Consider the following 21,146-nt stretch of genomic DNA (forward strand, 5'->3'; position numbering starts at 1 on the left):
CAAATCATCTCACTCTAGCGATCATCCTCGGCATCCGCCTGCCCCTCCCGCTCGATCAACCAATGATGATCCTCCTCCACCACGGAGGCAATCGCCCGCCCCGCCGCATCGGTCCCGGCGCGATACCGGAAGCGTTTGAGGATCAGCTTGCAGGTGACGGCGTCGATCTCCGCATTGCCGCTGGAGCGCGTCACGCGGCAATCCTCTGCCCGGCCCTTCGGCGTGACGGTGTAGCGGACCCACACGGTGCCGCCGATCCCGGCGCGCGCCGCCGCCGTCGGATAATCGCGATCATGGATCTGCCCCGAGATCTTGCGCGCGAAACTGCCGTGACCGCCCGCCCCTTGCCCGTTACCGTCACCGCCACTGCCCGTCCCCTCGCCAGCCCCGCCGCCGCCGGTGCCCGGGCCGGGCAAGAGCGCGGCACCGGACGCTGCCTGTGCGTCCGGCCCCGCGACCGGCGCGGCGAGCAGCGGCGGGGGTACCGGCGGTGGCGGCACCGGCGGGGCGACGATCTCGCTCGGGCGGGCGTCGCGATTGGCCGGTGCGGCGGCACCAGTCCTGCGCGCGTTCCGCACTGTCTTCGGTTCGGGCGCGTCCGGCGGCGGCGGGGGCTTGGGCAGTGCGACGTCGAACGCCGTCAGCGTATCCACGCTGCGCGCGACCAGGTCGGGCGCCAGGCCGACGACCAGCAGGTACAGGATCGCGACGTGCAGCAGCGCCACCGCCAGCCCGGCGATCACCCGATCGCGATCGAACCGGCCAACGGCTCGCAAAGTATAACCGCTGTTCACCCGCCCCTTCTAACCCGCGCCGCCTGAACGCGCGCTGGCATTTGGGGCTTCCCTTCGCGGCGTGCATCGCGCATCGCACGGCCCCATGATCGAGCACATCCTGGGCATCCTCGCCGGCTTCACCATCTGGGTCATCTCCAGCGGAGGCTATCTCGGCATCGCGCTGCTGATGGCGATCGAATCCGCCTGCATCCCGCTGCCGTCGGAAATCATCATGCCGTTCGCCGGCTATCTAGTCTCGACCGGGCATTTCGACCTGTATCTCGCCGCTACCGCCGGGGCGATCGGCTGCAATATCGGCTCGATCCCGGCTTATGAACTCGGCAAGCGCGGCGGACGTCCAGCGATCGAGCGCTGGGGGCGGTACGTGCTGATCGGACCGGGCGAACTCGACATGGCCGACCGCTTCTTCGCCCGCTTCGGCAATTCGGCGATCCTGATCGGGCGGTTGTTACCGGTGATCCGGTCGTTCATCGCCTTCCCCGCCGGCATCGCCCGCATGAAGCTGCTGCCGTTCCACCTCTACACCTTTGCCGGATCGTGGCCGTGGTGCTTCGGGCTTGCCTGGGTCGGCATGAAGCTGGGCGACAAATGGAACAGCGATCCGCGCGTGAAGGCCGCCTTCCACAGCGCCGATGCGATCATCGCCGTCGTGCTGGTGGCGGGTGTGGCCTTCTACATCTGGCATCGCGTCAGGGGTATGAAGCACCGCTGAGTTTCGCCGCGACGGCGCGGGTGCGCTCTGCCCTTGCCGCAAGACCTTCTCCCGCCAATCTCTCGTAGCGCGCCAGGGTTTCGGGTGTCGCACTGGTCGGCGTTCCGCTGTCGAACGGCGGCGCGGGATCGTATTCGAGCGTGAGCTGGACCAGCCGGGCTTGCGCTTCGCCCCGAATCGCCGCGACCAGAGCGAGGCCGAAATCGATTCCGGCGGTCACGCCGCCGCCCGTCGCGCGGTTGCGATCGAACACGACGCGCTCCTTGACCGGGATCGCGCCGAAAGCGGCGAGCAGATCGTGGCTGGCCCAGTGGCAGGTGGCACGGTAGCCGCTGAGCAGCCCCGCCGCGCCGAGCAACAACGAACCGGTGCAGACGCTGGTGATCCATTGCGCCCCCGCCGCGGCCTGCCGCACCCAGGCGATCGTCGCGTCATCCTCCATCGCATCGTTCACGCCCAGCCCGCCCGGAACGCAGAGGAGGTCGGGTTGGATGGCGTCATCGAACGTCGCGGTGGGCAGCAATGCGAAGCCGGCATCGCTCATCACGGGATCGCGGGTCCTGGCAACGAGATCGATCGTCGCGTTGCCGAGGCGGGACAAGACCTGCGCGGGGCCGGTGAGATCGAGTTGCGTGACGTTCGGGAAGAGCAGGAACGCAACGCGGATCGGCACGAGTTCAGGCATTGAGGCGCTCCATCGATCGGTGAAGGTGCCCAGGCGAACGGCTCGATTATGGTCGGCGCTTCCCTGTGGTGCCCCACGATTCGCCAGTCACGCGACCGGTACCGGGATAGGCCGGGCGGCGGGTCCGAACAAGTCCGCGCCGCGCCACAGAAGCCACAACAGGGGCAGCGCCACCGTGAGATAGAGCGCGAGGCCGAAGCCCGGCCGCCAACCCCACCAGTCGCTCGGAATCGTGCGGATGTGCAGTTCGAGGAAGTTCTTCACGATCGGATCCCACAAGGGAAACAGGATCGTGTCCGGGGCGGTGACCTCGGCGGCGGCGATGGCGAGGTTGAGGAACAGGCTCAGCGCGAGCAATGCGGCGATCCAGCGGCGCGCGGCCCCGCCCGCGCTGGCCCAGAGCGGTGCTAGGCCAAGCGCGAGAAACGCCATCGCCGGGATCGCGTGGCGCGGGCCGGTCGAATAGCCGCCGTTCCAATAGTAATAAGACGCGTTGTACAGCAGCATGACCAGCGCCAGCGCCGCCGCCGCGATGCCGATGTCGCGCGTGGCCGACGCTTGGATCAACCGCACGAGGCCGAACGGCGCGAGGATCAGGATCGGCGCGACGAACAGCAGCCCGCGCTGCGGCCCGGCGATCAGCTGGAACAGGATATCGAGATGCGGATAGGTCAGTCCGAACAGCCCCTGGTTCATCCCGTCGAACCCGACCACGCCCTGATAGCCCAGCCGGAACCATTGACCGAATGCGATCTGATTGTAGACCAGCATCGGACTGAGCAGCACCGCCCCCGCGATCGCGACGATCGCGGCCAGACGCAGACGCTGCGACGCCGATACGTGCCGCGTCCGCCAGATCGCCCACAGCCCGACCACCGCCGCCGGGAACACCGCGGTCAGCTCGATCAACAACGCCCAGCCCAGACACGCGCCAAGCATGATCGGATAGCGAGTCCGCGCAAGTTCGCGTGGGCCCGACGTGCCGCGCCACACCGCCCAGATCGCGATCATCAGCAGCGCACCGACGGGGGCGTGACCGAACAAGGTCGTGGACCAGCCCCAGGCCGGGGTCGCCAGCGCGTAACCAAGCGCGGCGACGAGTCCCGCCTTCGGGCTGCCGGTGATGCCCGCTCCCATGTCGAGCAGCAACACGGCTGCCAACGCGATCAGTACCGCGCTGGTCGTGGCGATCGTCAGCAACTGGCGCAGGCGCAAGAAGGCGATGAAGCGCGCGTCGCGGATCGTGTAGGGATACAGTTCGGAGCGCTGCCCGGTGATGCGATCTGCTACCCAGACCGAGGGCAGCGCCATCAGCGTCATGCCCGGCATCTTGTCGGTGTAGAAATGGCCGTTGAACTGCGCCTTGTCGACGGTCATTGTCTCGAACTCGTCGATCGTCGCATCGCCACGCTCGACCAGCGAGATCGCGGCGAACATGCGTGTCGCATTGTTCGGGTTCACCTCGTTTGATCCGAACCAGATGCACGACAGCCAGACGAGGATGAACAGCCCGATCGCCACGGCGTGCGGACCCCTGACCGGGGCGGAATGCGTCATGGGATCAGCCGAACAGCCACTGGCCGAGCAGGCGGTGGAACGGGAAGGTGAAGAAGCCGGCGACGAGCAGCGCGCCGATCACCATGCCGCGCACCGATCGGCGGTGCCGCACGATATTGTGCGTCCGCGCGCTCCACCAGATGATCGGCACCTGGATCACCGTCCAGGCCGAGATGATGTGGATGAAGCTGAAGCCGCCATGATTGGTCTGGCGCACCCCGAACGAGATCAGGGCGGTGGCGAGCATTGCGACGACCCAGATCGTCCCCAGCACGCGGTGCGGCCGATCCCCGCGCCGCCGCAACAGCATCGTCGGGGTCAGGACGAGCGCGATCATGATCGTCAGCAGATGCGCCCAGACGATGGCCGGGATCTCGCCCCAATGCGCCTGCCCGCGCACCAGCGCCGCGACGACAGCGGCGAGCAGCACCGCCGCCCCCACCGCCAGCACGCGTTCGAGCGTGTCGGGCGCGAGCGACTGCGGTTTCGGTGCAGCTCCGGTATCGAATATCGTCGCCATTATTCCCCCCGATGCCGCCCTACCCTATCCCAAGGGCGGAAGCGTGCAAGAACCGATCAGGGCAGCGAATCCTCGACCTTCTTGGCGTCGGCGGCCTTCTTCTTGTTTTCCGAGCGCGCGCGGTTGGCCTGTTGCAGGAAGCAGCCACTGCCGCCGCCCGGACCGACCGTCGTGCAACTGCCGATCCCCGTCGCGCCGACAGTGTCGTTCGCCTTGGCCTTCAGCGCCCAGGCCTCGTTCTCGGGCGTGACTTCAAGCTCGCGCAGTTCCTTGGGGATGCGGAACTGTTCATTGGCGCTGCGGCGGACGCAGACGACGATCTCGTCGCCGCTCTCGGTCGTCGGGCACTTCTGGTTGCCATAGATCACCAGCACACCGTTCTGCGGCGCGTTCTGCGCGGCGGCGGGCAGCGCCAGCGTCGCGGCGGCAACGCCCAGTCCTGCGAGAAGGACGAATTTCATGACACCTGCTCCCGTTCGATCGTCTTTATATACGTTTCGCCGTCGCGATTGCGACCCGGCAGCCGATGCGGATCACCGCGCTGAGCAGCGGATAGGCGATCGCCTGTTCCGCTCCTGCGGCGAGCGCCGTCTCGCGATGCTCGACCTCCTCGGCCTGGAAATCGCGAATTGCGGCGACCAGTTCGGGATCGCTGTCCTGCAACTCGACCAGTTGGTCCTCGTAATGCTTGTCGATTTCGGTCTCGACCGCGACGGTGCAGGCCATTGCCGCCGCCGGTCCGATCGCCGCCGTCGCCGCGCCGAGCGCGAAGCCGGCGACATCCCAGAACGGCTGCAGCACGGTCGGGCGAACGCCACGCCTGGCGATCATCGCGTCGAAGAACGCACGGTGGCGCTCCTCCTGGATCGCCATGCCGGCAATCTGCCGCGCGGCGGGGCTGCGATCGCCCATTACGGCCAACTGCCCGGCATAGATGCGCGTCGCGCCATATTCGCCGGCCTGATCGACGCGGATCATCGACACCGTATCGCGCTTCGCATCGCCGGGTTTCCAGCGGTTCATCGCGCGCGCCTTGCCAGCAAAAAGAGGATCACGCCCGCCCCGCCGAGCGACAGGATCGCGTTGAACCCGGCCAGCGAGATGCCGAACAGGCTCCATTGCGCGACGTCGCAGCGCACGATCGGCGCGTTCATGATCCGCGCCAGCATCTCCTCAGGCGTGCCGCCGCTGCCGCCAACGGTCGAGGTGCAGGCGGTGAAGCCCTGCCACCAATGATATTCCACGCCAGCATGCGCCACGCCGATCGCCCCGCTGATCGCGATGGCGATCGCGGCCAGCAGCACGAGCGTGCGCTTGGCTCCGGCACCCGGCACGACGAACGCGAGCGCTGCGATGACCAAAGCGGCATAATGCGGCCAGCGCTGCCAATGGCACATCTCGCACGGCACAAGATGGCCGATCAGCTGTGATCCCCACGCCCCGGCGAGCAGGGCGGCGGGCAGCAGCAGGGCGATGGCGCGCGCGGTTGCGAAACGATCCCGCATCACTTCTTTGCCACCGCCTTCGTCGCCGGCCCGAGCCGCGCCAGCGTCTTGATTGCGTAATCGAGCTGGAAGTCCTCGATCCCCTTGGCCTTCAACTGCTCCGGAGTTGCGGTGAAGCGGGGATCGTCCTTGGTATCTTCCATCAGCGCCTTGTCGTCGGCCTTCACCTCGTTGATCAGGTGCCGGCGCAGGTCATCCTCGCGGAACACCGGCCGGGTCTTGTAATCCGGGTCGCTGATCTGCGGCACCTTGATGTCCGGTTCGATCCCGCCTTCCTGCACCGATCGGCCCGACGGCGTGTAATAGCGCGAGGTCGTCAGTCGCAACGCGGTATTGCCGCCGAGATCGAGCACGGTCTGCACCGACCCCTTGCCGAACGATCGCACGCCCATGACGAGCGCTCGGTGCTGATCCTGCAACGCGCCCGCGACGATCTCCGACGCGGAGGCCGAACCGGAATTTACCAGGACGATCGTCGGCAGGCCGCGCGAGGGATCGCCCGGCTTCGCATAGAACCGCTCGATATCGTTCTTCTCGCGCCCGCGCTCGGACACGATCTCGCCGAAATTCAGGAAATCGTCGGCCACGTCGATCGCCTCGTCGCGCAGCCCGCCGCCATTGTCGCGCAGATCCACGATCCAGCCGGTCGGCGCATGGCCCAATTGCTTCTCGATCGCCGCCATGCCCGCACGCACCGCCTGCCCGGTGTTCTGCGAGAAGGTGTTGATGTTGAGGATGCCGACGCCGTTCTTCACCTCCCACTTGACCGGGCGCTGCACGATCCGCTCGCGCACCAGGCTCACCTCGATCGGCTTGTCGCGGCCGGGCCGGATGATCGTCAGTGCCACCTTCGTGCCGGGCGGACCGCGCATTTGCGAGATCGCCTCGTCCAGCGTCTGGCCGTAGATCAGCTTGCCATCGATATGCGTGATATAGTCGCCGGATTTCAGGCCGGCGCGATAGCCCGGCGTATCTTCCTGCGGGGAGATGATCTTGACCGCGCCGTCCTCTGCCGTGACGGTCAGGCCCAGGCCGCCATAGCTGCCCATCGTCTGGATCTTGAGATTGTCGTAATCCAGCCCGCTCTCATAGGCGCTGTGCGGGTCGAGCGCGGCCAGCATGCCGTCGATCGCACCCTTGATCAGCACCTTGTCGTCGACCTTGTCGACATAGGTCGCCTTCACCCGCGCGAACACGTCCATGAACTGATCGAGTTCGCGATACGCATCGGTATCCACCGCCGCCATGGCAGCGGTGCCGGCGGGAACGACCGCCAGGACGAGGGCGATCGCGGTAGCCTGGAGAAACGGACGAGCCATAGAAGCAGGATTCTCTTCGGAGCAGGAGAAATACGGTCGGTCGTGACCCTAGCGGGTTATTCCGCGCGGATCAAAGCGCAGCGCAGGTGAATGTGAGGTGAGCGGCAGCTTTCTGTTTCCCTCCCTTCAAGGAAGAGGAGAAAGTGATCACCCCACCAGCGGCGTCATGTCCACTGCCCGCCCCCGACGACGCAACTCCACCGTGACGCGCGGATCGTCACCCCCGCCGGCCCGGCCGATCGGCTGGCCCTGATCGATACTCTCCCCGACCTTTACCGATGCAAGGCCGAGGCCTGAGACGAGCGAGGTCCAGCCACCGCCATGATCGAGGATCACGATCGTGCCATAGCCACGAAACGGCGCGGCATAGGCGACGCGCCCGGCCGCCGGCGCAACGACGGTGGCGTCGGCCGCGGCGGCGATCGTCACGCCGCGCGAGCGCACGCCAGCTTCGGAGAGTTCGCCGAGCCCCGTGACGACCTTGCCCACCACCGGCAGGCGGTAGGGCGGCGCGGCATGCGACCATGACGGGCCATCGACCGGCGAGGCGACTTCGCCGGGACGAAGCGGGCGCGGCGACGGACCGGGCAGAGACGCGAGGCTTTCGCGCACGCTCGCCTGATCGCCCATCCGGTCCATCAGGTCGACGATGTCGCGCGCGCGTTCGCCCATCGCGATGGCGCGGTCGGATTCGAACAAGGCATCGCGACCCAGATCCCGCGAGCGCAGCCGGTGTTCCACCTCCAAACGGGTGAGCGCGAGCCGCTGAGCCTCCATCCGCCCGCGCGCCTCGGCCAGCGCCTGCGCGGCGGTGGCGGCATCGGCCTGCAGGCGGTGGGTGCGCGCGAGATCGGCGCGGACACCGACCGTACGAGCGCGGATGACCGGCAGCGTGCCGGCGAGCACCGCGCGGACATGGACGATATCCTCCAGCGATCCGGGCCGAACGACGCTTATCATCACCGGGCGGCGCGCGAGCGACTGAAGCGCGGCGACGAGCCGGACGATCGGCCCCTGCTGCTGGTCGAGCTTGGTACGTTGTCGGTCGAGTAAACGTCGGATGATGTCGATCCGTGCCTGCCCCGCCGCGATATCGGCCTCGGCCTGCTGAATGCGGGCGGCGACCGCGGCTTCCTGCTGGCGGGCCTGCCGGGCCTGATCCCGTTCGCCATTCGCCTGCTGCTCCAGCGCGGCGGAGCGCGCGGCGGCGGCGGCGGATTGCGCCTTTGCCGCGGCGAGACGCTTCTGCTGATCCTGCGCCGGCGCCGAGATCGCGAAGCCTAGCGTTGCAACCAAAGCGGCGCCTGCGATCCAATACCTTGCCCCCGCACGCATGCCCTATCCTTCGCGGTGATAGGGGTGGTTGGCAAGGATGCTGGTCGCGCGCCACAATTGTTCGGCGAGCATCGCGCGGGCCAGCATGTGCGGCCAGGTCGCCCGGCCGAACGACAGCAGCAGATCCGCCTGCGCGCGATCCGTATCGTCAAAGCCGTCCGCCGCGCCGATCATGAAGCGTGTTTCGCGCACGCCGTCGTCACGCCAGCGGCCGAGTTTCTCGGCGAACGCCTTGGAAGGCATAACCTCGCCGGTTTCGTCGAGCATCACGATGCGAGTCTGCGGCTCGACCGGGGGCAGCTTGCCGCCGGTATCGGGCAGTTCGGTGATCCGCGTCGGCCAGGACAGGCGCTTCAGATAGCGCGCGACCAGTTCCGCCTCCGGGCTGCGCCCGATCCGCCCGCGCGCTACGATATGGAGGAGCATGGTGCGCCTCTACGATCCGCCTGTCCTGAGCTTGTCGAAGGACTGCACTTCTTTTCCGACGCTCGAAGAACAAGACAGTGCTTCTACAGGTTCAGCACGGACGGGATTGGGTTCAGTCGTCCGAATCGTCGGACGTATCGAACTCCGCGAAATCCGGATGCAAAGCGGGCGTCGGTGCGGGCTCGGGCGCGTCGCCGAACGCCCACATGCGTTCCAGATTGTAAAAGCTGCGCACCTCGGGACGGAACAGGTGGACGATCACGTCTCCGGCATCGATCAGCACCCAATCGGCGGTGGGCAGGCCCTCGATCCGGGTCTGGCGGCCGAGTTCGCCCTTGATCTTCTCCTGAAGCTTCTGCGCCATCGAGGCGACCTGACGTGTCGATCGGCCGCTGGCGATGACCATGAAATCGGCGATGCTCGATTTGCCGGCAAGCGGGATCGACACCGTTTCGACCGCCTGGTCGTCGTCGAGGCTGGCCATGATCAGCGCGTGGAGCGCGGCCACTTCCTCGGGATCGGTCGCGCGGATGACGGGAGAAGTAGAGGCCAAGACAGTTCCTATGTTGATCGGGTGAAGTGCCGCATCCAAGCGGGATCGGCCATGCGCGCGGCAGTCGCGGAGGTCGGGTCGGGGCGGAATCGCAACAGCACGAGTGCCGGCAGTCTCCACATCGTCCAGCTTTTCGCCTGGTATGCGGGCCGCTGCCAACGTCGCAACCAACCCATTGCGGAACCCGCATGGGCAGCATGCTCATAGCCCGGACGGGCGATCACCGCAATCGGCATCGTACGCGCGATCTTGCGCCAGTCCCGCCAGCGATGGAATTGTGCCAGATTGTCCCCGCCCATCAACCAGATGAAGCGGTTCTTGGGGTACAGGCGAACGAGTTTTTCGAGCGTATCAACGGTGTAGCGGGTGCCGAGCCGGGTTTCGATATCGGTCGCGCGGATCGACGCGCGGCGCGCCATCCGCCGCGCCGAGGCCAAGCGCACGGGAAGCGGCGCCATGTCCTTCGCGCCCGCCTTCAACGGATTTCCCGGCGACACCAGCCACCAGACCTCATCGAGATCGAGCGCGCGCATCGCCACAAGGCTGATCGCCCGATGCCCCGAATGCGCCGGATTGAACGAACCGCCGAGCAGACCGATACGGGTCAAGATTCCACGGACCAGTTCTGGCGTTCGTGGTGAACTCGCAAAACCTGAACCTTGCTCACGTCTTCGAGCACGCGATATCGTATGACATACGGCGTTTCGTAACCGCGCAGGATGCGGGTGCCATCGCGAAAGGGACGACCGCCACGCGGGAAATCCACCAGCCAGTTGGCGCGGTACCGGATCGTCGCCAAAAGGCGCACGGCATAATCCGGGCCAATATTGCGTCCAACCAGCTATCGATCCGACGAAGATCTTCGAACGCCGGAATCGTCCATTCTATTTCGAACATCGCGCGCGGTGTTCGGCGATCATACCATCCAGTTTCGCCATGACCTGTTCGTGCGGCACCACGTCACCGCGATCGGCAGCATCGATACCTACCTGGATGAAAGCTTCGAAATCCGCATCACTTTCCGCCACGCGACGGATCGCCTCCGCAGCAAATTCGGCATTGTTTATACCGCGCTTTTCCGCCAGCCGCTCGACCAGCGTGAATGTCTGAGCATCGACCTCGGTCGTGATGGTCGACAAAATGGGCGCCGGATGGTTCATGCCGAAAGACTAAGCCCGGTTCGCCCGGGCATCAAGCCCGCACCTGCCCGGTCCCCCGGCCGACCCATTTGTACGTCGTTAGCCCCTCCAACGCGACCGGGCCACGCGCGTGCAGGCGTCCCGTGGCGATGCCGATCTCCGCGCCCAGGCCGAACTCGCCGCCATCCGCGAACTGCGTTGAGGCGTTCCACAGCACGATCGCGCTGTCGACGGCGGCGAGGAAGCGGTTTGCCGCGGCCTCGTCCTCGGCGACGATCGCGTCGGTGTGGTGCGATCCGTGCGCCGCAATGTGCGCCACCGCGTCGTCCACGCCGTCCACGATCGCGGCGGAGGCGATCGCCTCGAGATATTCGGTGTCCCAGTCCGCGTCGTTGGCCAACGCGATCGACGGATCGAGCGCCCGGGCGGCGGCGTCGCCGCGCACCTCGCAACCCGCATCGGCCAGCGCTCGGAGCAAAGCCTCGCCATGGGGATAGGCGCGATCGATCAGCAAGGTCTCCATCGCCCCGCACACGCCGGTGCGGCGCAGCTTGGCGTTGACCACGATCGCCTCCGCCATCGCCCGATCGGCCGACGCGTGGACGTAGACGTGGTTGATGCCGTCGAGATGCGCCAGCACCGGCACCTTGGCCTCCGCCTGCACCCGCGCGACCAGACTCTTCCCGCCCCGCGGCACGATCAGATCAAGACACCCATCGGCAACGAGCATGGCCCCGACCGCAGCGCGATCGGTGATCGGCACGAGTTGCGCGATGTCCTCTGGCAGCCCGGCTTCAGCGACGCCGCGCACGAAGGCGGCGTGAATCGCGCGGTTGCTGTGCACCGCTTCCGATCCGCCGCGCAGGATCACCGCATTGCCCGCCATGACGCACAGAGCGGCAGCATCGGCGGTGACGTTGGGACGGCTTTCGTAGACGATGCCGATCACCCCGATCGGCACGCGGACGCGGGACAGTGCCAGGCCGTTGGGGCGCACCGCCTGGTCGATCACCGTGCCGGCCGGATCGGGCAGAGCGGCGATCGCATCCACGCCCGCCGCCATGCCGGCGATCCGACCCTCGTCCAGCATCAGCCGGTCGAGCAACGCGCCCGACAGACCCATCTCTCGCCCGTGCGCCATGTCGAGCTTGTTGGCCGCAAGGATGTCCGACGCGGCATCGCGTAGCGCCCGCGCAGCGGCGATCAGCGCGCGAGCCTTGGCACCGGACGGCAATGCACCGACGACCCCGGCTGCAGCGCGGGCGCGGCGACCCATGTCGGCGATAAGGGCGGTGGGATCGATCGTTTCGCTCATGCTCCTTGCGCTATCACGCCGGCCGGTAGCTGCCAAAGCCCTATCGCTTTCCTTCGATCCGGTGATAGGTTCGCATCCGATGACGGGGGAAATCGGAACGATCGGCGATATCGCCACCGGCACCTTGCTGGGTCGAGCGGTCGAACCCCGGGCGGGCGAGTCGCACGGCGGCGCGCGTGCCCATGGCGTGTGCCTGAATTGCGGCACCGCCTTGATCGGCGAATATTGCCACGCTTGCGGGCAGAATGAGCATGTGCACCGCACCCTCGGCTCGATCGGGCACGATCTGTTGCACGGGGTGTTCCACTTCGAGGGCAAGATCTGGCGTACGATCCCGATGCTGGTGCTGCATCCGGGCGCGCTGACGCGGCGCTATGTCGCGGGCGAGCGCGCGCGCTTCGTCTCACCCTTGGCGTTGTTCCTGTTCACCGTGTTCCTCATGTTCGCCACGATCCACACGTTCAGTGGAGAGTTCGGCGGGACCAACATGACCGCGGCGCAGCGCGCGGATGCGACCAAGAGGCTCGATGCGAACATTGCCAAGGCCAGCGCCGAACTGGCAAAGGACAAGGCTGCGCCGGGCAACAAGACCGCCACCGACATCGCTGCGCTCGAAGCCACGATCAAAGGCATGAAGACCGCACGCAGCTCGATCACCGGCCTGAAAACCAACGATCCCTATTACAACTTCACGGACATGAAGACCGGCTGGGCACCGCTCGACCATGGCATCGCCAAGGCCAACGCCAATCCCGGCCTGATGCTCTACAAGCTGCAATCCAGCGCGTACAAATACAGCTGGGCGCTCATCCCTATCTCCACGCCGTTCGTCGCCTTGCTGTTCCTGTGGAGGCGGCGCTACAAAATGTACGACCATGCGATCTTCGTGACCTATTCGCTGGCCTTCATGATGGGGCTGGTCGTGCTGCTGAGCCTGCTCGGAAAGATCAACGCGCCGGATTGGATCTTCTCGCTGCTCGTCGCCTTCGCGCCCCCGGTCCACATGTTCGCGCAACTGCGCGGTGCGTACGGTCTGCGCAAACGGTCGGCGCTGTGGCGGACGATCGCGCTGCTGATCTTCGCCTTCGTCGCGTTGATCGCCTTCTCCATCCTTCTGCTGGCGATGGGTCTGAGCGGCTAGCTTTCGCTACACCTTCTTCGCGCAAGGGTAGCGGCCAACCAGAACGCGTGCGAAGCCCTGTTTCAGCGGCATGTCCCGCTCCGCCGCGGGGATCGACTCAAGCGCGGCGAGAAATTCGCTGCCGCCCATCTTGGTGCCCTTGGGCGGGCAGGCGAGCGGCGGCTTGCCCGCCGCCTCGCGCGCGTCGCTATCCTGCTTGAGCGAGAGGCCGGCCGCGCGGGCCGCGTCTTTCACCTGCGCCAGATCGGACGAGGCCAGTGCCAGCGGTCCGAGCCCCTTCAGCTTGGCGACCTTGGCCAGGAAGGTGCGAACCGACATCGGGGCCGCAGGCGGCGTCTCGGCTTGAACCGAAGTCGCGACAAGACCTACCAGCACAAGTGCCAAACCTGTCCGCTTCATATCAAAAGCCCTCCCGCAAACTTGCTTGCGGGAGGGCTATGAGGACTGCGATGAACAGTCGATTAAGTGGTACGATCAGGCCCCCAGCGGGGTGGGATTGCCGAACGGACCCTTGGGACGCTTGGTCTTCGGGATCGACGTACCCGCCGCCGCCAGAACCGGTGCCTTCGGCCCGCCCTCGCGGTCGATCGGCGTGCCCGCGATCAGCCCCTTGATCTCGTCACCCGTGATCGTCTCGAGTTCGAGCAGGGCACCCGCGATCTGGTGCAACTGATCGACGTGACGCGTGATCAATTCGGTCGCACGCTTGTGCCCGTCCTCGACCAGCCGGCGGATTTCGCCGTCGATCGCGAGCGCCGTCTCGTTCGACATGTTGTGGCGCTGCGTCTGCGAGTAACCCAGGAAGGTCTCTCCCTGTTGCTCTTCATATTGCAGCGGGCCGATCGATTCGGACATGCCCCATTGCGTGACCATCGCGCGGGCGAGCTTGGTCGCCTGCTTGATGTCCGAAGACGCGCCGCTCGACACCTTGTCATGGCCGAAGATCACCTCCTCGGCGACACGACCACCCATGACCGAGGCCAGATCGGCATACATCTTGTCGCGGTGGTACGAGTAATTGTCGCGCTCGGGCATCGACACGACCATGCCCAGGGCACCGCCACGCGGAATGATCGTCGCCTTGTGGATCGGATCGGAGGCCTTTTCGTGCACCCGAACCAGAGCGTGGCCGGCTTCGTGATAGGCGGTCATCCGCTTCTCGTCGTCGGTCATGACGAGCGATTTCCACTCTGTGCCCATGATCACGCGGTCCTTGGCGAGTTCAAACTGCGCCATCGCCACCAGCCGCTTGCCGAGACGCGCCGCCATCAGCGCCGCCTCGTTGACGAGATTCGCCAGATCGGCACCGGCCATGCCCGGCGTGCCGCGCGCGAGCGTACGGGCATCGACGTCGGGTGCCAGCGGCACCTTCTTCATATGCACTTCGAGAATCTTCACGCGGCCTTCGATGTCCGGCAGCGGCACCGTCACGCGACGGTCGAAGCGGCCGGGACGCAACAGTGCGGGATCGAGCACGTCGGGGCGGTTGGTGGCCGCGACGATGATGATGCCTTCCGACGCCTCAAACCCGTCCATCTCGACCAGCAGCTGGTTGAGCGTCTGTTCGCGTTCGTCGTTACCGTTGCCGAGACCGGCACCGCGATGGCGACCGACCGCGTCGATTTCGTCGATGAAGACGATGCACGGTGCCGACTTCTTGGCCTGTTCGAACATGTCGCGCACGCGGCTGGCGCCGACGCCGACGAACATCTCAACGAAGTCCGAACCGGAAATGGTGAAAAACGGCACACCCGCCTCACCCGCGATCGCGCGGGCAAGCAAAGTCTTGCCGGTGCCGGGCGAGCCGACCAGCAGCGCACCCTTGGGAATCTTGCCGCCGAGACGTGCGAACTTGGTCGGGTCCTTGAGGAACTCGACGATCTCCTCCAATTCCTCGCGCGCCTCATCGATGCCGGCGACATCTGCGAAGGTCACGCGGCCTTCCTTCTGCGTCAGCATCTTGGCGCGGCTCTTGCCGAAGCCCATCGCGCCGCTGCCGGAATTCTTCTGCATCTGGCGCAGGACGAAGAAGGCGATGCCGAGGAACAGGAGGAACGGCAGCGAATTGATCAGCATGACCTGCCAGATCGCCGGCCCCTCTTCGGGCTTGGCGGTGATCGCCACATTCTTGGCGCGCAGACGATCGATCAGCTGCGGATCGGGCAATGCATAGGTCTTGAACTTGGTGTCGTTGGTCAGCGTGCCCGAAATCACCTCGCCGGCGACATTCACGTCCTTGACGCTACCTTCCTGAACCTTGTCGAGGAACGACGAATAAGCGATCGCCGTGCCCTGCGGCTGGCGGTTGGGCGCGTCGAACATCGTGACGAACACCGCGAGTGCGAGCAGGATGCCGACCCAGATCAGCAGGCTCTTCATCCACGGGTTCGGGCCGTTGCCGTCCTGGCCGGGCTGCTTGTCGTTGTCGTTCATGGGGTTCCTACGCACCTATCTTCACCCGACAAGATAGGCGCAGGGAAGTTAATGGCAATGGAACAGGATCGAGAATATGCCGATCAGGTGTCCCGGCGCGGCGGAGCGGCGCGAAACTGCCAGATATTGGCGGTTGCCGAGGCCATCACACCGGCCTGGGTCGCCCCCCTTCCCGCCTCCAGCGCATCCAGCAGCGATTCGATGTTGCTCGCCGGTGTCCAGGCCGGGGTGAGAATCGCCCGGTCGTGCCGGACAGCCGTGACGACGGCGCGGGCGAGACGGCGACGCACTTCGCGGGGCAAGTCGGTCACGTCGATGCGCCGCTCACCGGGCTTGGCGGGCAGGCTGTGCGTGTCGAGCAGCCAGCCCTCCAACACGCGAAGATCGCGATCCGCCTCGGCGAGATGCCCGGCTGCGCGAGCGATCCGGCCTGCATCGAGCCAGGGGTTTTCGGTGAGCAGGGTGCGGAAGCGGGTGCGGTCGTAGCGGGCGCTGGCGTTGCTGGGATCATCCACGAACGGTAGATTCCAGTCCTCGGCGACCGCGCGGAGTTCGGCGCGGCGCCAGTTCAGCAATGGACGGAGCAAGATCGGGCCGTCCTCGATCCTTTGCCAGGGCCGGATCGATGCGAGACCTGCCAGCCCGGACCCCCGCGCAGCGCGCATCAGGAAGGTTTCGGCCTGATCGTCCGCATGATGGGCGGTGGCGAGGATCGTCGCGCCGGTGGAGCGCGCCCAATCGATGAGCAAGGCATAGCGTGCCGTGCGGGCCGCGGCTTGCAGATTGGCGGTGCCGAGCGGAGTACCGAGGGTTAGCGTGGTATGTGGAATGCAAGATCCCGCCCACGGCCCCGAAGCGGAATCGTGTTCAAGAGAACAACCTACGTCATCCTCGCGAAGGCGAGGATCCCGCTTCTTGTTCTGGGGCAAGGCAGCTGGATCCTCGCCTTCGCGGAGATGACTAACTAGCGACAAGCTCGAGCCGCCAAGTTCTGAGTTCCGCCCCCGTGGAGTCAGGCGGCAATATTCCGCCACCATTGCCGCCTCGTCGGCCGCATCGGTGCGGAGACCGTGATCGACGGTCGCCGCGATCACCTGCCCGGGCCATGCCGCCTCGGCCAGCGCGAGCAAGGCCATGCTGTCCGGCCCGCCCGACACGGCGATGGCGAAAACGTCCTCCGCCGCTACCGGCCGGCCCAACGCCGCCGCGACATCGTCGCGGAAGCGCGCGACCGCTGCGGCGCGCGCCGTCAGCGTCCGGCCCGCGTCATTTCCCGCACTTCTGTGCCACACGGCCCTTCGCCACGCCGGCCTTCATCGCGTCGTTCAGCTTGTCGGGATAGACCTGGGTCAGTTCGTCATAGACCTTGCAGATCTCGGTCGACGGTTTCTTCAGGATCGTCAGCGCCTGCGCCAGATAATAGAGGCTTTCGTGCGCGCGGTCGCCTTTCGGCTGGTTGCGGTAATTGTCGTAGAAAGCGAGCACCGCGAGGTTGGGCTTGCCATCGTCGAGCAGCGCGCGGCCGAGCATGTTCTGCGCGCGGCTGATGCGGCGGTGCTGCGGGTAATCCTTCACCAGCGCCTTGAACTGCGTTTCCGCCTCCGGATACAGCTTCGCCTCCCACAGGCGGTAGCCGTAATTGTAGAGATCCTCCCCGGCATCGTCGGTCGCAGGCTTCTCGACCGCAGCGAGGCGATCGGCCCGGGCCGGATCCTTGGCCGTCGCGGCTGGTGCCGGCTTAGTGGTAGCCGCAGAATCAGGCTTGGTGCTCGTGGCCGGCACCGGCTTGACCGTCGTCGGCCGCACCTGCTCGCCCATCGTGGGCGCGGTTGCCGCGGCGACCGGCTGGGCGCCGCCTTCGAGCGCCCTCAGCCGTGCATCGGTGGCATTCTTGTACGCCGCGAACCCATCTTCGATCTGGCGCAGCTTGAACTGGTTCTGCTCGATCTGCCCGGTCATCGTGCTGAGCTGCGATTCCAGCGCGTTGACCCGCGCCGTCAGGTCGGTGACGGGCGTGTCGGCGGGCGTGCCGATTGGACTGTTCGTCGCCTCGGCCCCGGTGATCTCGGGCTGGATCAGCTTGCCGTTCGCGCTCGGGAACACCTTGCGCTGCACCGCGCGCATCTGGCCCTCGAGCCGATCGACCCGCACCTCGACGCTGGCGTCGCGCGATTGGGCCGTTGCCGGGAGGACCGGCAACGCCGCCGTGCCGAGCAGGATTGCGATCGTGGTGAGACAGGTACGCATGGACACCCCCCGGTGCGAGTGACGTGGAAACATATTGGAGATCGTCATCCTGTCGCCGGCCTCACGGGTTGCCGGCCGGCGCATTGGACGCGGCCGTCGCGGGAACCGGAACCGGCGCGACCTCGCTCGGCACCGTAGCGTTCGGACGCGAGACGCGCGGCTGCGTGCCGGGCGAGCGGGCCGGCGCGGTCGAAGGCTCGTTGCGGAAGGCGGGCGGCGGCGAGTTCGTCTCCCGTCCGGCCGGCTTGCCCGCCGGCGTGGGCGTTGGGGTCGGCGTGCCGTTGGCGCGCGCGCTGAGCGCGGCGGCACCGATCGGCACATCCTTGATCGCCACGCGACCGCTGCCGAGCGGCGGCAGGGCCGAGCCGTTCAGCGTCACCTGCAATTTGTCCGGGCGGCCGACATTGATCATCGGGCCGTTGGCGTCGGACGGCACGTCATATTTCTCGCCCGGCTTCAGCGTGTTCAGGAAGAGGGTCTTTCCGGTCGCATCATAGACGCGCATCCACACCTCGTCCGTCGCGGTCAGCACGACCTGGCCGGATGCCGGCGCGGCGGCGGGCGCAGGCGCGGCCGACGGGGCCGGCGCGGGCGGCATGATCTCGGCATTGTCGGTCGCCGCGGCCGGCGTGGATCCGCCCCGGAACAGGTTGGTGCCGTACCACAATCCGACCGCGAGCAGGAGCAATGCGACCACGACTCCGGCGGCGACCGCCAGGCCGAACGAGGGCGTGCGCGACGGTTCGTCGATCTCATATTGCTCGTATTCGGTGCGGCGCACGCCGATATCCTGGCCGCGCACTTCGCGGGCGATCGCCACCTCGTCGATGCCGACCGCACGGGCATAGGCCTTGGCGAAACCGACCGCGTAGGTGACCGAGGGCATCGTCTTGAAATCGTCGGTCTCGATCGCCTCCAGATGGCGCACCGGCACCCGGGTGCGCGCGGCGATCTCCGCCAGCGACAGGCCCTGCGCCTCGCGCGCCTCGCGCAACCGTTCCCCCGCCGTTTTCGGGAACAGGGTGGCGTCTTCTGCCGGCGGTGCGTCGGTCATTTCCATCTCCGGCAGGAAGGTTGCGGCCCCGTGGATATCCTGCATGTCTTGGATGCGTGTCTCACAAAGGGGCACTCAAGTGTCAACGCCCCGCACAACCGCGCATCATATCATTACGCCAGTTCGACGCCGTTTTCCGCCGCCCATGCCGATAGCGCGCCGCGCATGTCGCGCGGGGATTCGATCAGCAAAGCCTGCATCTTAGTCATCAGCGCGGCGCGATTCAGCGAGCGCACCATCGCCTTGATCGGGCCGACCGCGGCGGGGGTGATCGACAGGCGATCGATACCCAGGCCGATCAGCGCCATCGCCTCCAGCGGACGCCCGCCCATCTCGCCACAGACCGCCAGCGGCTTGCCCGCCGCCGCGACCGGTGCCTGCACGCGTGCCAGGAAGCGCAGGATCGCCGGGCTGAGCCAATCGTACCGCTCGGCGAGCTTGGGATTGGCGCGATCGGCGGCGAACAGGAATTGCGTCAGATCGTTGGTGCCGATCGAGAGGAAATCGAGTTTCGGCAGCAACAGATCGAGCATTTCCGCCAGGGCCGGCACTTCGAGCATCGCGCCGTAGCGGATCTCGACCGGCAGCTTCTTGCCCCGGCCGCGCATCCATTCGCGCTGCGTTTCGAACAGCGCGCGCGCCTCGTCATATTCCCATGGCTCGGACACCATCGGGAACATCACGTTCAGCGTGCGCCCGGCCGACGCCTCCAGCAGGGCGCGCGCCTGCACCTTCATCAACCCGTCGCGGTCGAGCGCGAGGCGCAGCGCGCGCCAGCCCATCGCCGGATTCTCCTCCTCCTCGGCATCGTCCTTGACGAGATAGGGCAAGGCCTTGTCGCCGCCGATATCGACGGTGCGGAAGATCACCGGGCGATCGCCCGCGGCATCCAGCACGTCCTTGTAGAGCCGCTGCTGCTGCGCCTTGGCCGGCAAGGTGGCGGAGACCAGGAACTGGAATTCGGTGCGGAACAGGCCGATGCCGTCCGCGCCGGTCACGTCGAGCGCCGCGACGTCGTCGCGCAGGCCGGCATTGACCATCACGGTGACACGGTGGCCGTCCTTCGTCACCGGCAGTTCGTTCTTCAGCGCGGCGAAGGCGGCACGGCGCTTCTGGCGCATCTGCAGCTTGGTCTCGAACGCCTCCTCGATCGCCGGTGACGGCCGCGCGAAGACGTTCGCCTCGGCGGTGACGTCGAGCAGCAGCATGTCGCCTTCGGCGATCGCGCGGCGCACGCCCTTGACTCGGCCCAGCACCGGCACGCCCATGGCGCGGGCGACGATCGTGACGTGCGCGGTGAGCGATCCTTCCTCCAGGATCACGCCCTTCAGGCGGCGGCGATCATATTCGAGCAATTCGGCAGGACCGAGGTTTCGCGCGATCAGGATCGTATCCTGTTTGAGGCCGCCCTGCGCCGCCGTGCCCATCTGGCCCGAGACGATGCGCAGCAGGCGGTTCGAGAGATCCTCCAGATCGTGCATCCGGTCCGCCAGCAACGGATCGTCGATCTGGCGCATGCGGGCACGGGTGCGCTGCTGCACGCGCTCGATCGCGGCCTCCGCCGTCAGCCCGGAATCGATCGCCTCGTTGATGCGGCGCGACCAGCCTTCGTCATAGGCGAACATCTTGTAGGTCTCGAGCACCTCCTCATGCTCGCCGCCGCCGCCGAATTCCGCCTGGCTGGCGATGCGCTCGATCTGTTCGCGCATCTTGTCGAACGCGGCGTAGACGCGGTGCCGTTCGGCCTCGGTATCCTCGGCCACGGTGTGCTCGATCGTGACGCGCGGCTGATGATAGACCGCGCAGCCGCTGGCCATCCCCTCGACCAGCTTGAGGCCGGGGATGCGCGCCGCCGCGGTCGACTGCGGGCGCATGCTGGCGGCGGCACTGGCATCGACCAGGTCGGCGTTCGCGATCAGTTCGGACAGGACCATAGCGACGGTCTGCAGCGCCTCGATCTCGACATCGTCGTAGCGGCGCTGATCGACATGCTGGATCGCCAGCACCCCGACCGCGCGTTCGCGGCGGATGATCGGCACGCCGGCAAAGCTGTGGAAGCGTTCTTCGCCGGTCTCCGGATTATGCACGAAATTGGGGTGGCTCGTCGCCTCGTCGAGGTTCAGCACCTCGACGAACTCGGCGATCGTGCCGACCAGCCCTTCGCCCAGCGCGAGCTTGGTGACGTGCACCGCCTCCTGCGACAGACCGCGTGTCGCGTAGAGCTCCAGCACGCCCTCGCGCAGCAGGTAGATCGAGCACACTTCGCTGTTGATCGCCTCGCCGACGATGTTGACCACGGCGTTGAGCTTGGCCTGCGCCGCGGTGCGCGACGCCATCACGTCGTGTAGGCGGACGAGGATTTCGCGGGCGGAGGCGACGGCGGATGGCATTCAGCGGAGCTAGCAGGT

At 66.7% G+C, this 21,146-nt stretch carries 23 protein-coding genes and 1 riboswitch; of the genes, 2 read left to right on the forward strand and 21 right to left on the reverse strand.

The window, feature by feature from the left end; genetic code table 11:
• Positions 1-14 precede the first annotated feature (14 nt).
• Positions 15-794: an energy transducer TonB gene (locus tag ASG11_RS15260; RefSeq protein ID WP_055781992.1), complete on the reverse strand. Its 780-nt coding sequence runs from the start codon at positions 792-794 to the stop codon at positions 15-17.
• An 85-nt stretch (positions 795-879) separates the two neighbouring features.
• On the opposite strand from ASG11_RS15260, the gene ASG11_RS15265 reads away from it, so the two are divergent.
• Positions 880-1,509: a DedA family protein gene (locus ASG11_RS15265; protein WP_055781995.1), complete on the forward strand. Its 630-nt coding sequence runs from the start codon at positions 880-882 to the stop codon at positions 1,507-1,509.
• On the opposite strand, the gene ASG11_RS15270 is transcribed toward ASG11_RS15265, so the two are convergent.
• The 14 genes from ASG11_RS15270 to ASG11_RS15335 all read right to left on the reverse strand — a co-directional run bounded on the left by ASG11_RS15270 (position 1,487) and on the right by ASG11_RS15335 (position 11,863).
• Positions 1,487-2,194: a DJ-1/PfpI family protein gene (locus ASG11_RS15270; protein ID WP_055781998.1), complete on the reverse strand. Its 708-nt coding sequence runs from the start codon at positions 2,192-2,194 to the stop codon at positions 1,487-1,489. The genes ASG11_RS15265 and ASG11_RS15270 overlap by 23 nt on opposite strands.
• A gap of 20 nt (positions 2,195-2,214) precedes the next feature.
• Positions 2,215-2,295, reverse strand: a riboswitch (ZMP/ZTP riboswitch).
• The gene (locus ASG11_RS15275) at positions 2,282-3,751 is read right to left on the reverse strand and encodes a hypothetical protein (RefSeq protein ID WP_055782000.1); all 1,470 of its coding nucleotides are present in this window, start codon (positions 3,749-3,751) and stop codon (positions 2,282-2,284) included. It overlaps the preceding riboswitch by 14 nt.
• 4 nt (positions 3,752-3,755) lie before the next feature.
• A complete protein-coding gene (locus tag ASG11_RS15280) occupies positions 3,756-4,271 on the reverse strand; it encodes a DUF2306 domain-containing protein (RefSeq protein WP_055782003.1) in 516 nt (171 codons plus the stop codon).
• A 56-nt stretch (positions 4,272-4,327) separates the two neighbouring features.
• Entirely contained in the window at positions 4,328-4,732 is a 405-nt protein-coding gene (locus ASG11_RS15285; RefSeq protein WP_055782006.1) for a hypothetical protein, read from the reverse strand.
• Positions 4,733-4,757: 25 nt separating this feature from the next.
• Positions 4,758-5,294 carry a demethoxyubiquinone hydroxylase family protein gene (locus tag ASG11_RS15290; protein ID WP_055782009.1) on the reverse strand — a complete coding sequence of 179 codons (537 nt, stop codon included), beginning with the start codon at positions 5,292-5,294 and terminating at the stop codon, positions 4,758-4,760.
• Entirely contained in the window at positions 5,291-5,776 is a 486-nt protein-coding gene (locus tag ASG11_RS15295) for a disulfide bond formation protein B (RefSeq protein WP_055782011.1), read from the reverse strand. The genes ASG11_RS15290 and ASG11_RS15295 overlap by 4 nt, the downstream gene beginning before the upstream one ends.
• A complete protein-coding gene (locus ASG11_RS15300) occupies positions 5,776-7,095 on the reverse strand; it encodes a S41 family peptidase (protein WP_055782013.1) in 1,320 nt (439 codons plus the stop codon). Before ASG11_RS15300 ends, ASG11_RS15295 begins: the two co-directional genes overlap by 1 nt.
• A gap of 147 nt (positions 7,096-7,242) precedes the next feature.
• Positions 7,243-8,430, reverse strand: a complete 1,188-nt coding sequence (locus tag ASG11_RS15305) for a murein hydrolase activator EnvC family protein (protein ID WP_055782016.1) — start codon at positions 8,428-8,430, stop codon at positions 7,243-7,245.
• A gap of 3 nt (positions 8,431-8,433) precedes the next feature.
• Positions 8,434-8,856, reverse strand: a complete 423-nt coding sequence (locus ASG11_RS15310) for a 23S rRNA (pseudouridine(1915)-N(3))-methyltransferase RlmH (RefSeq protein ID WP_055782019.1) — start codon at positions 8,854-8,856, stop codon at positions 8,434-8,436.
• A 112-nt stretch (positions 8,857-8,968) separates the two neighbouring features.
• On the reverse strand, positions 8,969-9,340 hold the full coding sequence (gene rsfS / locus ASG11_RS15315; RefSeq protein WP_055782789.1) for a ribosome silencing factor: 372 nt from the start codon (positions 9,338-9,340) through the stop codon (positions 8,969-8,971).
• A gap of 77 nt (positions 9,341-9,417) precedes the next feature.
• A complete protein-coding gene (locus ASG11_RS15320; RefSeq protein ID WP_055782022.1) occupies positions 9,418-10,017 on the reverse strand; it encodes a nicotinate-nucleotide adenylyltransferase in 600 nt (199 codons plus the stop codon).
• A complete protein-coding gene (locus ASG11_RS15325; RefSeq protein ID WP_168371750.1) occupies positions 10,014-10,217 on the reverse strand; it encodes a type II toxin-antitoxin system RelE/ParE family toxin in 204 nt (67 codons plus the stop codon). The genes ASG11_RS15320 and ASG11_RS15325 overlap by 4 nt, the downstream gene beginning before the upstream one ends.
• A gap of 76 nt (positions 10,218-10,293) precedes the next feature.
• A complete protein-coding gene (locus tag ASG11_RS15330; protein WP_201781353.1) occupies positions 10,294-10,569 on the reverse strand; it encodes a CopG family ribbon-helix-helix protein in 276 nt (91 codons plus the stop codon).
• Between the two features lie 31 nt (positions 10,570-10,600).
• Positions 10,601-11,863, reverse strand: a complete 1,263-nt coding sequence (locus ASG11_RS15335; protein WP_055782027.1) for a glutamate-5-semialdehyde dehydrogenase — start codon at positions 11,861-11,863, stop codon at positions 10,601-10,603.
• Between the two features lie 79 nt (positions 11,864-11,942).
• On the opposite strand from ASG11_RS15335, the gene ASG11_RS15340 reads away from it, so the two are divergent.
• Positions 11,943-13,004 carry a DUF3667 domain-containing protein gene (locus ASG11_RS15340; protein WP_055782030.1) on the forward strand — a complete coding sequence of 354 codons (1,062 nt, stop codon included), beginning with the start codon at positions 11,943-11,945 and terminating at the stop codon, positions 13,002-13,004.
• Positions 13,005-13,010: 6 nt separating this feature from the next.
• Here ASG11_RS15340 and ASG11_RS15345 read toward each other — a convergent pair whose 3' ends face one another.
• From ASG11_RS15345 to ptsP, 6 genes are all read right to left on the reverse strand, one after another.
• The gene (locus ASG11_RS15345; RefSeq protein ID WP_055782033.1) at positions 13,011-13,322 is read right to left on the reverse strand and encodes a hypothetical protein; all 312 of its coding nucleotides are present in this window, start codon (positions 13,320-13,322) and stop codon (positions 13,011-13,013) included.
• 156 nt (positions 13,323-13,478) lie between these two features.
• The gene (gene ftsH / locus ASG11_RS15350) at positions 13,479-15,437 is read right to left on the reverse strand and encodes an ATP-dependent zinc metalloprotease FtsH (RefSeq protein WP_055782035.1); all 1,959 of its coding nucleotides are present in this window, start codon (positions 15,435-15,437) and stop codon (positions 13,479-13,481) included.
• An 83-nt stretch (positions 15,438-15,520) separates the two neighbouring features.
• Positions 15,521-16,729 (reverse strand): tRNA lysidine(34) synthetase TilS, encoded by a 1,209-nt coding sequence (tilS, locus tag ASG11_RS15355; RefSeq protein WP_055782038.1) that lies wholly within the window; start codon positions 16,727-16,729, stop codon positions 15,521-15,523.
• Positions 16,704-17,684 (reverse strand): tetratricopeptide repeat protein, encoded by a 981-nt coding sequence (locus ASG11_RS15360; protein ID WP_055782040.1) that lies wholly within the window; start codon positions 17,682-17,684, stop codon positions 16,704-16,706. The genes tilS and ASG11_RS15360 overlap by 26 nt, the downstream gene beginning before the upstream one ends.
• A gap of 61 nt (positions 17,685-17,745) precedes the next feature.
• On the reverse strand, positions 17,746-18,738 hold the full coding sequence (locus tag ASG11_RS15365) for a helix-turn-helix domain-containing protein (protein WP_082472914.1): 993 nt from the start codon (positions 18,736-18,738) through the stop codon (positions 17,746-17,748).
• Between the two features lie 113 nt (positions 18,739-18,851).
• Positions 18,852-21,128 carry a phosphoenolpyruvate--protein phosphotransferase gene (gene ptsP / locus ASG11_RS15370; RefSeq protein WP_055782043.1) on the reverse strand — a complete coding sequence of 759 codons (2,277 nt, stop codon included), beginning with the start codon at positions 21,126-21,128 and terminating at the stop codon, positions 18,852-18,854.
• Positions 21,129-21,146: the final 18 nt, after the last annotated feature.

It is taken from the genome of Sphingomonas sp. Leaf357, from assembly GCF_001423845.1.
Classification (GTDB): domain Bacteria; phylum Pseudomonadota; class Alphaproteobacteria; order Sphingomonadales; family Sphingomonadaceae; genus Sphingomonas.